Origin of the sequence: Phenylobacterium sp. (genome assembly GCF_041691455.1) — a bacterium.
Lineage (GTDB): Bacteria > Pseudomonadota > Alphaproteobacteria > Caulobacterales > Caulobacteraceae > Phenylobacterium.
Genome location: NZ_JBEPUO010000035.1, coordinates 15,806 through 28,909 on the forward strand (window position 1 = coordinate 15,806; position 13,104 = coordinate 28,909).

Here is a 13,104-nt window from a genome sequence, read left to right on the forward strand (position 1 = left end):
GTCAGGGGCGCAGACCGCTGCCCCGGCCCCAGCGGCTTTGCGCGAAGATGGCGGCGGCTAGCGCCACATCGGTGACCACCCCGGAGCGCAGCAGGTGCTCGCCGATGCGGCCGTCGCGCTCGGGCTCATATTCGGCGAGCGCCGCGTCGAAGTCGGTCTGGCTGACCCCGCCGCTCTCAATGAGGATATCGCCCAGCAACGGAGGCGATTCCTGACCTTCCGGCCAGCCGGCGCGGCTGACGGTCCGTAGGCCCACGGCGATCTCGCTCTCGCGGACGATGCGCTCCACCGGTCTGTAGCCGGTCGCCCGAATGACCTCCGCACGGTGCTCGTTCGACAGCGGACGGGCGACCGCCAGGATCGGCGCGCCGCTTGCGGTGCGCCCGATCGGCGCCGCGGCGATGCGCACGCACAGGCCGCCCGGCAGGACGCCCCGGTGCTGGGCGACAACCTCGGGCGCGACGGCGGCGCGCGGCAGTTCCGCCTGGATGGCGACCGCCTCGGCCAGGGTCTCTTCGTCGAGCCACCCGTGCGAGAGCAGGATCCGGCCGAGCGGACGCTGCGACTGCCGCTGTTCCCTCAGCGCGTCCTTCAGGTGCGCCTCGCTGACGGCCTCCCAGCTCATCAGGATCTCGCCGAGGCGGCGGCGGTCCAGGGTGAGCGTGTCGCTGGTCGGGAAGGCATGGCTGGCCTTGCCCCAGGCGATGGGCTTGCGGGTGATCAGGTAGGCGCCGAAAATCCTGAGCGCCCGCGCCGTCGCCGCGAAGTTCAAGACGCTCGCCACCACCATGCGCGGCGCCGAGGCGATCGCGTGCGCCCAGCCGTAGAGCCGGTTCACGAAGTACATGCGCTGAACGACCCGCAGGCCCAGCGCCACGAGGTCGAAGCCGACCACCCAGGCGGCCAGGGTGCGCCAGGTCTCCGGGAACGCGATACGCCCGGGGCCGTAGATCAGGGCGAGCGCCAGGAAGGTCAGCACGACGAGGTAGGCCAGCATCACCAGCACGGGCGTGATCAGCGCCTTGCGGTCGCGCAGCAGGAAATAGTTGACCCGCATCGACCTCGACCAGCCGAGCTGCGCCCAGCCCTGCAGCGCCACGCCGATGGTCCAGCGGGCCTTCTGCCGATAGGCGGCCCGGAAGGTGTTGGGGAAATATTCCCGCACGCACAGCGGCATCCGCAACGTTGCGGCGCCGGCGCGTCCCAGGCCGAAGAAGGCCGGCCGGCGGATGCGGAATTCCACCGGATAGCGGGCGATGATCGAGACCTTGCCGGCCTTCGCGAGCCGCGCGGCGATGTCGTAGTCCTCGGTCAGGGTCCGCGTGTTGAAGACGTCGCCGTCGGTCCTCAACGTCTCGATGGCCGCCCGCGAGAAGCAGACGCCGACGCCCGCCGAGGGGACCGCGTGGGCGAAGGATTCCCGCACCACCAGCTCCTTGGCGTGCCACTCGGCGAACTCGTCCATATAGGCGCCGGCCACCAGATCGCGGAGCCGGCGTCCCATCGAGACGACCGGCAGTTGGATGAGGTCCTTGCGCGGCAGGAGGTAGTTGAAGAACTTCAATTCCAGCGGGTGGACCACATCCTCCGGATCGTGCAGCGCCACGCCCGCGAACGGCCGCCCGCTCGCCGCTTCCTCGGCGAAGACCGCCTCCAGGATCGCGTTCAGGCAGTCGGCCTTGTTGGTCGGGCCGGGATGCGGCGTCTCGACCCGCACCACCCGCCGGTGCCGCCGCCGCGCGCGCTCGACCTCGGCGATGGTCGCGGCGTCGTTCGGATAGGTCCCGACGAAGATCAGATAGTCGTTGTAGTTGGCCGTGCTGATCGTGTTCTCGATCATCGCGGCGATCACGTCCTGCTCCCGCCAGGCGGGGATGACGATCGCCAGCCGCTGTTCCGGCTTTTCGAGCAGCGCCGAGTGCGGCAGGGGCGGATGGCGTGGGCGGATGGCGATCGCGCGATAGATCTCACGGACCCAGAACCAGGCATCGACGGCCAGGTCGTCGATCGACGACATCGCGATGAGAATCGCGATCCCGAGCGCCAGGATCTGGAGGGCTTCAATGGACACCGGTCAGCTCACCGACCCAGGGATGACGGGGACGCCACGCAGGCCCGCCTCAAGGTCAATCTGAACGCCACATTCAAGTTCTGGTAGTATCTGACCCAGCATCTCCGGATGCCGGCCGCTCATGCATGCGGTAGATTCAACTCTAGGTCGTTCGTGAGGGGCAGTTAGGACTGACGCTGTCTTGATGGCCTTTGGTCTGGCTCCGATAACTGTCAGATTCCGCAATGCGTACGCCCCGGGACACCTGCAACTCTAAACCCTCAAGCTTGGCTTTGGTTCGCCAATCTTTGAGCGTCAAGTGAGGCCACGCCGCGATGCCGAGCGACATGACCTACTTCAATCGAGAAGCCCCGCGCGCCAACGCGCCACGCAGACGTCTCAGATCGGGACGCGTCAAACCGGCCGCTGTCGCTCGCGCGATCAGCACGCCGTAGGTTTGTCCGGCCAAGAGGCCGCCCTCCCCCAGGATCAGCGCGTCCTGACCGCCGCGCTGCAAGTGCTGCGCCAGGGCCGCGAGCCAGCCCGGGCGCAGGCGGATCGTGGCCGGAAGCACCAGGAGCCGTTCCGACCGCGCCGCTTGCAAGGCGCTCGGAAGATCGTCGGCCAGTTCCGCTCCGGTCTCCTCGCGGAGCACGGCCAGCAGCTCCGGCGGGCCGCCGCCGGAGATCAGCACCTCGCGCACCAGGCCTTCCACCGCCGCCGAGGTCAGGGCCGCCAGCAGCGCCGGCAGCCGGTCTCCGGCGTCGGCCGTCTCCACAATCACCGTAAGCATGGGTGAACAAGGCGGTCCGGCGCGCCGGAGGTCAATGAGTTCTTGTTTTGTTCTCATCTCCGCTCTAGCGTCCGGCGGTGACCACCTTCAGCCAACAGATACCCCCCACGGTCAGGGGCCGCGGCGCCCGCACCAACGCCACCGGCCGCTACGAGGTCCAGGCGCGCGAGGCCTTCGACGACGGCTGGACCCCCGACGACGTCGAACCGGCGCAGCTCGCCACGACGGTTTCGCCGGAGAAGGCCAAGGTGATCATCACCCGCAACGACAGCCCCGACGTCGGCTTCTCCGCCTCGATCAATCCCTACCGCGGCTGCGAGCACGGCTGCATCTACTGTTATGCGCGCCCGGCCCACGCCTACATGGGCCTCTCCCCCGGCCTCGACTTCGAATCCAAGCTGTTCTTCAAGCCGGAGGCCGCCCGGCTCCTGGAGCGCGAGCTGTCGAAGGCCAGCTACATTCCCGAAGTGATCCACATCGGGGGCAACACCGACCCCTATCAGCCGCAGGAGCGGCGCCTGCGGGTGACCCGCCAGATCATCGAGGTGCTTTCGCGCTTCAACCACCCGTTCTCGGTGATCTCCAAATCGGGACTGATCCTGCGCGACCTCGACCTGCTCGCGCCGATGGCCGAGCGGAACTTGGTGCGGGTGGCCATCTCGATCACTACGCTCGACCGCAAGCTCGCCCGCTCGATGGAGCCCCGCGCGGCCACGCCGGAGAAGCGGCTCGACGCGGTCCGTCGCCTGGCCGAGGCCGGCGTGCCGACGGTGGTGATGTTCGCGCCCTGTATCCCCGGCCTCAACGATCACGAGATGGAAGCCGTCCTGGAACGCGCGGCCGCCGCGGGCGCTCGCGGCGCAGGCTATGTGGCGCTGCGCCTGCCGATGGAGATCGCCGACCTCTTCAAGGAGTGGCTGGCCACCGACCATCCCGACCGCGCGAGCCGCGTCATGTCGCTGGTCCGCCAGATGCGCGGCGGCAAGGACTACGACAGCCAGTGGGGAAAGCGGATGAAGGGCGAAGGCCCGATCGCCGCGCTGATGTCCCGCCGCTTCGCCACCGCCAAGGTCCGCTACGGCCTGAGCGTGAAGCTGCCGCCCCTGGACGTCGCCCAGTTCCGCATCCCGCCCAGGGTCGGCGACCAGATCGACCTGTTTGGATCGTGACGAGAAAAGATGATCGCCCCCCGCCCGCGGGAAAGGTTTTGCGGCGACTATCTTGAGAACACGCCGACCAATTCGATGTGGGGCGACCAGAGGAACTGGTCGACGGGCAGGACGCGGTCCAGGGCGAAACCCGCATCGAGGAGGGTGCGGGCGTCGCGGGCGAAGGTGGCGGGATTGCAGGAGACGCCGATGATGCGGGCGACCGATGAGCGCGCCAGCTCTGCGGTCTGTTCGACCGCGCCGGCGCGGGGCGGGTCGAAGACGGCGACGTCGGTCTTCTTCAGCTCCGCGGCCAGCACCGGGCGGCGGACCAGGTCGCGGGCCTCGGCCGTGACCCCGTGCAGGCCGGGCGCGGCGGCCAAGGCCCCGCTGAGCGCGCGGATGGACGTCGGCGCGACGTCCGCCGCATAGACCTGGGCGATCTCGGCGAGACGGAAGGTGAAGGTGCCCACGCCGCAGAACAGGTCGGCGATCCGCGTGGCCCCGGCCGCCGCCTCGGCGACGAAGGCGCTCAGGGCGGCTTCGGCCTGCGGCGTGGCCTGCAGGAACGCGCCGGGCGGCAGGGCGACCACACCCTGGCCCAGACGCACCTGCGGCAGGCGCGCCTGGTAGGCCACCTCGCCATCAAGGGTCACCCGGGCGAAATCGGCCGCCGCGGCGCGCTCGGCGAGCTGGACGCGGGCGTCGGCGGAGAGGCCGCCCGACTTCCGCTCCACCCCGGAGATGTCCACGTCGAGGCCGGCGGGGGTCAGGGTCACGTGCAGGGTGGGCGCGGACTTCGGATGCTCGAAGAGCGGCGCGGCCAGGCGCTTCAACGCCGGGATGGCGGCCTGGATGGCCGGGTCGGAGATCGGGCAGACGGCGATGTCGACCAGGTCCCAGGATTTGCGCGCCTTGTAGCCCAGGCGCGCCGCCTCGCGGCTGCCGCGCCGGGCGTGCAGCGCCACCCGCCGCCGCGTCCCGGGGCCGGCCGCGAAGGGCGCCAGGATTTCGGTCTCGATCTGCTGGCGCGCCAGGGTCCCGGCGAGCCGCTCCACCTTCCACGCCAGATAGGGCTCGTGCGCCCAATGCTGCAGGGCGCAGCCGCCGCAGGTCCCGAAGTGGGGACAGACCGGCGCGATCCGTTGCGGGCTCGGTTCCAGGACCTCGACCAGCTCCCGCCGCTCGCCGGAGCCCGCGGCGCTTACGCGCTCGCCCGGCAGGGTGAAGGGCACGAAGGCCGGGCCGGCCGCCATGCCGTCGCCCTCGCCGCCGAGGCTTTCGATGAGCAGCTCTGCCGGCGGACCCGCGGGGCGGCTGGGGCGGCTGGGCGGACGCTGGCGTCTCGCGCCGGGCTTCATAAGCGGGTCCTCGCGCGAGCGTGGGCAAGATGAACGAAGATGAACGGACCACTCAAATTCCGTTCAGCTTGGCGGGGTCATAACGATCCCCGAAGCCGCCGAAGGGCCGCTTAGAGGATTCGAGAGGGATACCCATGACCAAGTCTTCGACCTTCGCCAAGGGCGCCCTGGCCGCAGCGGCCGGCCTGATGGCCCTGGGCGCGGCGGCTACGGCCTCCGCCCAGCCCTACGGCGGCCCCGGCTACAGCAACTACGACCCCTGCCAGCGCGAGGCCAACGGCCGCGGCGTGACCGGAGCTCTGGTGGGCGGCGCCGGCGGCGCGGTTCTCGGCTCGCAGTTCGCCGCCAACGGCCACCGCAGCGACGGATCGCTGCTCGGCGGCATCGTGGGCGCCATCGCGGGCGCGGCTATCGGCCATTCGACGGCGGCCTGCAACACCGCGCCCCCGCGCTACGCCGACGCGCCCCCGCCCTATCGGGAAGCCCCGCCGCCGCCGGTCGCCTACAACGAGCCCCCGCCGCCGCCGGCCTACGATGACGCCTACTATGCGCCGCCGCCGCGCTACGCCGAGCGCGAGACCGTCTGGGCCTATGGCCGTCACGGCATGCGCCTGCGGGTGATCGAAGACCGCGCCGGCCCCGATGGCTGCACGGTCGCCGAAAGCCCGGTCTACATGCCCGACGGCCGCGTGGATCAGCGATTCGTGCGGGTCTGCCCCGACTATCGCGGCCGCTATCGCGTCGTCGACTGACCGCCTAGCCGCCAAGCTTAAGTCTGGCCGTCCGCCTCACCGCGGGCGGCCATTCTTTTGCGCCCAGAGCAGATATTCGCGATTGCCGTCGCCCCCCTCGATGGGGCTGTCGATCGTCTCGCGGACCGTCCACCCCGCGTCCGCCAGGAACCCCTTCACCGCCTCCAGGGCTTCGGCGCGCGCAGCCGGCGCCTTGACGAGGCCGCCCTTCCCCACCCGCTCCGGTCCGACCTCGAACTGCGGCTTGACCAGGGCGACCAGCGCCGCGCCGTCGCCGGCCAGGGCCAGCGCCGCCGGCAGCGCCTTGGCGAGCCCGATGAAGCTCACGTCGCAGACCACGAGCTGCGGTGTTTCAGGGATCTCCGCCGGCGTCAGGCTGCGCGCGTCGAGACCTTCGAGCGCCACCACCCGCGGATCGTCGGTCAGGCTGGCATGCAGCTGTCCGCGGCCGACGTCGACCGCGTAGACCCGCCGCGCGCCGGCCGCCAGGCAGACCTCGGTGAAGCCGCCGGTCGAGGCGCCGATGTCGAGCACCGCCCGGCCCTCGACGACGATCGGCCAGGTGATGAATGCATGTTCCAGCTTGAGCGCGCCGCGCCCCACCCAGGGATGGGCCGGGGTCGCGGCGAGAACCGCGTCGTCGGCCAGCAGCTCGGAAGGTTTCAGAACCGGCCGTCCATCGGCCGTCACGCCGCCGGCCTCGATGGCGGCGCGGGCCTTGGCGCGGCTTTCGAACAGGCCGCGCGCGACCAGGAGGCGATCGGCCCGGCTCCTCAGGCGCTCGCCTGCTCGTCTTCGAACAGCTTCTTCAGCTCGTTCTTGAGGATCTTGCCGTTGGCGTTGCGCGGCAGAACCTCGTGCCAGAACTTGATCTTCACCGGCACCTTGAAGGCCGCCAGCCGCTCGGCCACGTGGGCGCGCAGCTCTTCCTCGGTCGCATGCATGCCGGGCTTCAGGGTCACCACGGCGCCAGGCTCCTCGCCCAGGATCCGGTGCGGAATGCCGACCACCGCGGCGTCCATCACGGCCGGATGGTCGTAGAGCGCGTTCTCCACCTCCACGCAGTAGATGTTCTCGCCGCCGCGGATCAGCATGTCCTTGGCCCGGTCGATGATGAAGCAGAAGCCCTCGTCGTCGAGCTTCGCCAGGTCGCCGGTGCGCACCCAGCCGTCGACGAAGGTCTGGGCCGAGGCCTCCGGCTTGTTCCAGTAGCCCTTCACGTTCATCGGGCCAAAGGACCACAGCTCGCCGACCTCGCCGGCCGGCAGCACGGTGACACCGTCGGCCGCATCGCGGATCTCGAGCGCCGCCACGGCCGCCGGCACGCCGCAGCTGTCCGGCCGGTTGGAATAGTCCTCGGCGCCGTTGGAGGTGACGGTGGCGCAGGTCTCGGTCATGCCCCAGCCCTGGCCGGACTGCGATTTCGGGAAGGCCTCGCGCAGGCGTTTGACCAGCTCCGGCGCCGAGGGCGCGCCGCCGTAGGCCACCGACTCGAGCGACGACAGGTCGTAGTTGGCGCGGGCGGGATGTTCGATCAGCTGCCAGGCGATGGTGGGCACCCCACCGGCCGACTGGATCTTCTCGCGCTCGATCAGCTCGAAGGCGCGGATCACATCCCACTTGTGCATCATCACCAGCTTGGCCCCGCCGAACAGGCTGGGGTTCAGGACCGCCATGCAGCCGGTGACGTGGAAGAACGGCACCGAGATCAGCGACGAACGCTGCGGGCCTTCCGGGTCGGGCGCGGGCGGCGCCTCGCCCTTGCGCAGGAAGCTGCGCGCGCCGGCGGCCGCTGCGGTGAAGATGTTGGTGTTGACGCCGCGCTGCGTGGCCAGCGCGCCCTTCGGCTTACCCGTGGTGCCGGAGGTGTAGAAGATCGTGGCGTCGTCCTCGGGACCGATCTCCACGGCCGGCAGGTCACGGGTCGGCAGGGCCCGCCAGACGTCGGGCGTCCCAATCACGTCCTCGAGCTTGGTGACCAGCGGGTGGGCGATCTCCTCGCGCGCCCGGCTCACATAGACGCGGGCGAGCTCCGGGCAGTTCGGCAGATGCTCGGTCATCCGCTCGTAGCGCTCGGCGTCCATCAGCGCGATCTTGGTTCCGGAATCGGTCAGGCCGTATTCCAACTCCGGCCCGGTCCACCAGGCGTTCAGCGGCGTCACCACCGCGCCCAGCGAGGCCGCCGCGTAGAAGGCGACCACCCACTCCGGCAGGTTGCGCATGATCACCGCGACGCGGTCGCCCTTGCCGACGCCCTGCGCGGCCAGTTCCGCGGCGAGCGCCGCGACGGCGCGATAGAAGGCCTCGAAGCTCACCCGCTCGTCTTCGTAGACCAGGAAGATCCGCTCGCCGTGGGCGCGTCCCGCCTCGACCACCGCGCGCAGCGACGGCGGCAGGTTCTTCCAGACCTTGGTCCGCACGCCGCGGATATCGCGCTCTTCGACCTCCAGCACCGATCCGGGCTGGGTGATCAGGGCGTTCGCCTGCGCAATCGACATGGCGGGCCAGCCGGGCGGCAAAACGGCCTCTGACATAGGTCCTCTCCTAAGCTTTCACGCGAGTCTTCCGCCGGTGCGGCCTATAGGTGAACAAACATAACCCAGGGCGGAGCGCTAGGTCAGCGAGCGCCGAAAACCTGCAGGACGTCGCTGCGGAAAGACGCCTGGCTGGCGGGGCGGCTGTAGAACATGTGGCCGCCTGGATAGATCGACAGCTTCACCCGCCCCGGATCGCCGGTGATCGGCATCTGGTCGATGACCAGGCGCGAGACGAAATAGGGGCACGACAGGTCGTCGTAGCCGTGGACGATCAGCACCTTCATCTTCGGGTCGGCGGCGATGGCCTGGCGCAGGTCCGTCGTGGCTTCGGTGAGCTCGACGCCCTTTTCCCAGTTCTCGCCCACGTCATAGCTCAGCGCGTTGAACCGGCCCTCGGCCTTCCAACCGACCACACGGGTGTCGAAGTCGACCATGGCGCTGGTGGTCGGCGCGATGATGGCGTCGAGAATGGGATCGCCGCGCTGGCCGGTGGCCGACCAGGGGAAGGGATCGTCCTGGGTCACGTTGGAGTCGTAGACGCTGCCGATCTTCCCGGTGTCGCGGTAGAGCTCGCGCAGGAAAGCGCCGATCTCGATGCGTCCGCCGGACCGCTTCACGAAGTCCGCGGGCAGGCCCGTATAGCCGGTCACCTTCCCGACCAGGCGGCTGACCGCGGCGGGGTCGCGGCGGCCCTTCATCAGGTCGGTGACGAACTCGCCGCGGGCATAGTCCTCGACTTCCCGCATCTGCTCCGGCGATAGGGTCTTGCCCTGGCGCTCGTAGTTGGCGGCGGTCATCGACGGCAGCGTGGTGACCCAGGTCATCGGCGAGAAGTTGGGCGCCTGGTCCATCGGCGGTTCGAGGTAGGGCGAGACCATCACCATGCCCTTGATGCCGACACCGAGCTGGGTCTGCAGGAAGTAGGTGATGCGCGGGACGCGATAGCCGCCGTAGCTCTCGCCGGTGATATACTTCGGCGAGGCCATGCGGCCGTTCCTGAGCAGCCAGTCGTAGACCGTGCGCGACAGGTACTCGATATCCGGCTTGATCGAATAGAACCGCTTCTTGGTCTCGTCCTTGTCGACCAGCGAACGCGAGAAGCCGGTGCCGACCGGATCGATGAACACCATGTCGGTGACATCGAGCCAGGTGCCGGGATTGTCGACCAGTTTGGCGGAATCCGAGGGGCTGTCGCCCTGGGCGCCGAACTGCACGCGCTTGGGCCCGATCGCGCCGAGGTTCAGATAGACCGAGGCCGCGCCTGGCCCGCCGTTGAAGGCGAAGGTCACCGGCCGGTCGGGATCCCTCGGGCCGTCGAGGACGTAGGCGGTGAACACCACCTCGGCGATCTTCTTGCCCTTCTCGTCGCGCACCGGCAGCGAGCCGACGGTGGCGGTGTAGTTGAGCGTCTTGCCGGCGACGTGGGTCACCTGCTTGACGGAGGCGTCGGCCGGGAACGGCGGCAGGTCGATCTTGTCCTTGTCGCCGGGCTTGTCCTTGGCGTCGGACTTGGCGGGCGCGTCGTCGGCGGCCCAGGCCCCCGTCGCCCCAGACAACCCGAACGACAGCGCCACGGCCGCCGCGGCGACGATCATCAGCCTACGCATGCGCAGATTCCCCCATCGACCGCGTCAAGATGGACAAGACCGGGGCGTCCGCAAGTTAAACCAGCGATAGATTTCACCGGCGTGCGGGGGTGGATCGGAAACCTCGGTGTCATCGGCGCCTTCAGTCGCTTGATGCTATGGCGATGCTGGCATCTGTTGCATTAAGATATGTACGTAGTCGATTGAGCATGCACTGAACATCGTTCGTCGCGGATTTTCGTCCAGTCGTCGGAAACCAATGGCCGCCATGTCCGGCTCACCGGAAGGACCATGCCGTTTCAGCAGGTCCGGCAGGGTATGGCGTACGGCGACGATCCAGATCTCGGCCAGCTCATCGAGGCGCTTCCGCCCAGCGGGTTCCGCAACCTGCTGGAGGCGGGATGGCGGTTCGAGAGCGATGGCGAGTCGCGGACCGCGGCGGCCGTCTACCGCACGGCCCTGCAGGCCATCCCGCAATTCCTGCCGCCCAGCACGCGGGCCGTGCTTGAACACGCCAAGGGCGCGGTCGACGCCAACGACCGGGCGCTCGAAACCTTCCTCCAGGAAAGCCTGGCCGCGGTTCGCGCCCGTCATGGAAACGCGCGGCTCGACCGGTTCGACAAATGCGTGGACACCCTGCTGCGCAAGCGCCGCGTCTACCGGCCCTCGCCATCGTTCCTGTACTTCCCCGAACTGCCGCCCGTCGAGTTCTACGACCGCGCGGACTTTCCGTGGCTGGACGCGCTCGATGCCGCGGCGGACGACATCCGCGCCGAACTGATCGAGGTGCTGGCCGACGGGCCGGAAGTGCTCGAACCCTATATGGCCGAGAAGGTCCCGCAGACGCGCTGGCAGGAGCTGAACAACTCCCGCCGGTGGGGCGTCTTCTACCTGTGGCGCGCCGGGACGCCGAACGCGGAGAACCTCGCGCGCTGCCCGAAGACCGCCGCGGCGCTCGAGGCCTGGCCGAAGTGCGACCTCCTGCGGACCGGCCCCACGGCGGTGTTCTCGATCCTCGAGGCCAGGACGCGGATCCCGCCGCATGTGGGCGTCAACAATGCCCGGCTGATCGTCCACCTGCCCCTGGTCGTGCCGCCCGGCTGCGGCTTCCGGGTGGGCTCGGAGCAACGGAGCTGGGAGCCCGGCAAGGCATTCGTCTTTGACGACACCATCGAGCACGAGGCCTGGAACGACAGCGACGAACCTCGCGCCGTCATGATCCTCGACACCTGGAACCCGCATGTGACGCCCGCCGAGCGCGAGCTGGTCACGGCGCTCACCGCCGGGGTGGGCGAGTTCTACGGCGCCCTGCCCGACTACATCGCCGGCTCTTCGGCCTGAGGCGCCCCGTCAGGCGACGGCCTGCAGGCGCGCCAGGGCGGCCTCCAGCTTGCCGCGGGCGGCCTCGGCCTCGGCCAGTCGTTCGCGGTTCTCCTCGACCACCTCCTCCGGCGCGCGGGCGACAAAATCGGCGTTGGCCAGCTTCTTGGCGGTGCGCTCGATATCGGAGGCGAGCGTGTTCACCTCCTTGCCGAGCCGCGCGCGTTCCGCGGCCACGTCGATGAAGTCGGCCACCGGCAGCGCCAGCGTCGCGCCTTCGACGACGTAGGGGATCGCGCCCGGCGGCGGGGCGTCGACGACGCGGACCTCGGCGACCCGCAGCATCTGCATGATCAGCGGGGCGGCGTCCTGCAGCACGCCGCGCTGGGCCGCCGTGGCATCGACGACCAGCAAGGCCGGGCGGGCCGAATTGGGGACGTTCAGCTCGGCGCGGACCGAGCGGCCCTCGGCGATGGTCTCGACGATCAGGCCGATCTCGGCGTCGGCCCTGGGATCGATCAGGCTGTCCGGGAGCTGCGGCCAGGGCGCGGTCATCAGGAAGCCCTTGTGGGCCCGGGGCGCGCCCAGCGCCTGGGTCTGGCCCCAGAGCTCCTCGGTGAGGAACGGCATGACGGGGTGCAAGAGCTTCAGGATCACGTCCAGCACCCAGGCCGCGGTGGCGCGGGTCTCGTCGCGGGCCGCCTCGTCGGCCGAGGGTTCGTCAGGCTTGCCGAGCACCGGCTTGGAGAGCTCTACGTACCAGTCGCAGTACTGGCGCCAGACGAAGCGGTAGAGGCCATCGGCGGCCGCATCGAAGCCGCAGGTGTCGAGCGCTGCCGTCACCGCCTTGGCGGTCCGCGTGGTCTCGCCGACGATCCAGCGGTTGAGCGGCAGCTTGACCTTCGCCGGATCGAAGCCCTCCGCCCTCGCCGCCCCGTTCATCTGGGTGAAGCGGGTGGCGTTCCAGAGCTTGGTGCCGAAGTTGCGGTAGCCTTCGATGCGCTCGCGCGAGAGCTTGATGTCCCGAGCCTGCCCGGACATGGCCGTCAGCGTGAAGCGCAGCGCATCGGCGCCGTAGTCGTCCACCAGCTCCAGGGGGTCCATGACGTTGCCCTTGGACTTCGACATCTTCTTGCCCTCCGCGTCGCGGACCAGGGCGTTGATGAAGATGCGTTTGAACGGCGGCTGGCCGTCCATGAAATGGATGCCCTGCATCATCATCCGGGCGACCCAGAAGAAGATGATGTCGAAGCCGGTGATCAGGGTGTGGGTCGGGTAGAACCGCGCCAGGTCCTCGGTCTTCTCCGGCCAGCCCAGCGTCGAGAACGGCCAGAGCGCGGACGAGAACCAGGTGTCGAGGACATCCTCATCCTGGCGCAGATCCTCCTCGCGGCCATAGTGCTCGTAGGCTTGCTTCTTCGCTTCGGCCTCGGTCTCGGCGACGAAGATCTTCCCGCCAGGCCCGAACCAGGCCGGGATGCGGTGGCCCCACCAGAGCTGGCGCGAGATGCACCAGGGCTGGATGTTCCGCATCCACTCGAAATAGGTCTTCTCCCA

10 protein-coding genes are annotated in these 13,104 nt (G+C 69.4%); 3 read left to right on the plus strand and 7 right to left on the minus strand.

Annotated features, from left to right (window positions below; translation table 11 throughout):
• Window position 1: 1 nt before the first annotated feature.
• Window positions 2-2,071: a glycosyl transferase family protein gene (locus ACESMY_RS21280; protein ID WP_372786638.1), complete on the minus strand. Its 2,070-nt coding sequence runs from the start codon at window positions 2,069-2,071 to the stop codon at window positions 2-4.
• A 331-nt stretch (window positions 2,072-2,402) separates the two neighbouring features.
• Window positions 2,403-2,843, minus strand: a complete 441-nt coding sequence (locus tag ACESMY_RS21285; RefSeq protein ID WP_372786639.1) for a hypothetical protein — start codon at window positions 2,841-2,843, stop codon at window positions 2,403-2,405.
• Window positions 2,844-2,920: 77 nt separating this feature from the next.
• Here ACESMY_RS21285 and ACESMY_RS21290 point away from each other — a divergent pair, with 77 nt between their 5' ends.
• Window positions 2,921-4,012: a PA0069 family radical SAM protein gene (locus tag ACESMY_RS21290; RefSeq protein ID WP_372786640.1), complete on the plus strand. Its 1,092-nt coding sequence runs from the start codon at window positions 2,921-2,923 to the stop codon at window positions 4,010-4,012.
• 47 nt (window positions 4,013-4,059) lie between these two features.
• Here ACESMY_RS21290 and ACESMY_RS21295 read toward each other — a convergent pair whose 3' ends face one another.
• On the minus strand, window positions 4,060-5,352 hold the full coding sequence (locus ACESMY_RS21295) for a class I SAM-dependent RNA methyltransferase (protein WP_372786641.1): 1,293 nt from the start codon (window positions 5,350-5,352) through the stop codon (window positions 4,060-4,062).
• A 134-nt stretch (window positions 5,353-5,486) separates the two neighbouring features.
• On the opposite strand from ACESMY_RS21295, the gene ACESMY_RS21300 reads away from it, so the two are divergent.
• Window positions 5,487-6,104, plus strand: a complete 618-nt coding sequence (locus ACESMY_RS21300; RefSeq protein ID WP_372786642.1) for a glycine zipper 2TM domain-containing protein — start codon at window positions 5,487-5,489, stop codon at window positions 6,102-6,104.
• Window positions 6,105-6,140: 36 nt separating this feature from the next.
• Here ACESMY_RS21300 and ACESMY_RS21305 read toward each other — a convergent pair whose 3' ends face one another.
• The 3 genes from ACESMY_RS21305 to ACESMY_RS21315 form a co-directional block, all read right to left on the minus strand.
• The gene (locus ACESMY_RS21305; RefSeq protein ID WP_372786647.1) at window positions 6,141-6,881 is read right to left on the minus strand and encodes a TlyA family RNA methyltransferase; all 741 of its coding nucleotides are present in this window, start codon (window positions 6,879-6,881) and stop codon (window positions 6,141-6,143) included.
• On the minus strand, window positions 6,878-8,638 hold the full coding sequence (locus ACESMY_RS21310; protein WP_372786643.1) for a class I adenylate-forming enzyme family protein: 1,761 nt from the start codon (window positions 8,636-8,638) through the stop codon (window positions 6,878-6,880). The genes ACESMY_RS21305 and ACESMY_RS21310 overlap by 4 nt, the downstream gene beginning before the upstream one ends.
• Window positions 8,639-8,721: 83 nt before the next feature.
• A complete protein-coding gene (locus ACESMY_RS21315) occupies window positions 8,722-10,248 on the minus strand; it encodes a S10 family peptidase (RefSeq protein WP_372786644.1) in 1,527 nt (508 codons plus the stop codon).
• Window positions 10,249-10,518: 270 nt separating this feature from the next.
• On the opposite strand from ACESMY_RS21315, the gene ACESMY_RS21320 reads away from it, so the two are divergent.
• Complete coding sequence (locus ACESMY_RS21320) at window positions 10,519-11,568, plus strand: aspartyl/asparaginyl beta-hydroxylase domain-containing protein (RefSeq protein WP_372786645.1); 1,050 nt, start codon at window positions 10,519-10,521, stop codon at window positions 11,566-11,568.
• Between the two features lie 9 nt (window positions 11,569-11,577).
• Here ACESMY_RS21320 and ACESMY_RS21325 read toward each other — a convergent pair.
• A partial coding sequence (locus ACESMY_RS21325; RefSeq protein ID WP_372786646.1) for a class I tRNA ligase family protein occupies window positions 11,578-13,104 on the minus strand: 1,527 nt, incomplete at its 5' end.

Bases quoted from the DNA above. Each gene is read 5' to 3' on its own strand.
- ACESMY_RS21300 (WP_372786642.1), top strand. From the start codon at position 5,487: ATGACCAAGTCTTCGACCTTCGCCAAGGGCGCCCTGGCCGCAGCGGCC.
- ACESMY_RS21285 (WP_372786639.1), bottom strand. From the start codon at position 2,843: ATGCTTACGGTGATTGTGGAGACGGCCGACGCCGGAGACCGGCTGCCG.
- ACESMY_RS21295 (WP_372786641.1), bottom strand. From the start codon at position 5,352: ATGAAGCCCGGCGCGAGACGCCAGCGTCCGCCCAGCCGCCCCAGCCGC.
- ACESMY_RS21315 (WP_372786644.1), bottom strand. From the start codon at position 10,248: ATGCGTAGGCTGATGATCGTCGCCGCGGCGGCCGTGGCGCTGTCGTTC.
- ACESMY_RS21320 (WP_372786645.1), top strand. From the start codon at position 10,519: ATGCCGTTTCAGCAGGTCCGGCAGGGTATGGCGTACGGCGACGATCCA.
- ACESMY_RS21310 (WP_372786643.1), bottom strand. From the start codon at position 8,638: ATGTCAGAGGCCGTTTTGCCGCCCGGCTGGCCCGCCATGTCGATTGCG.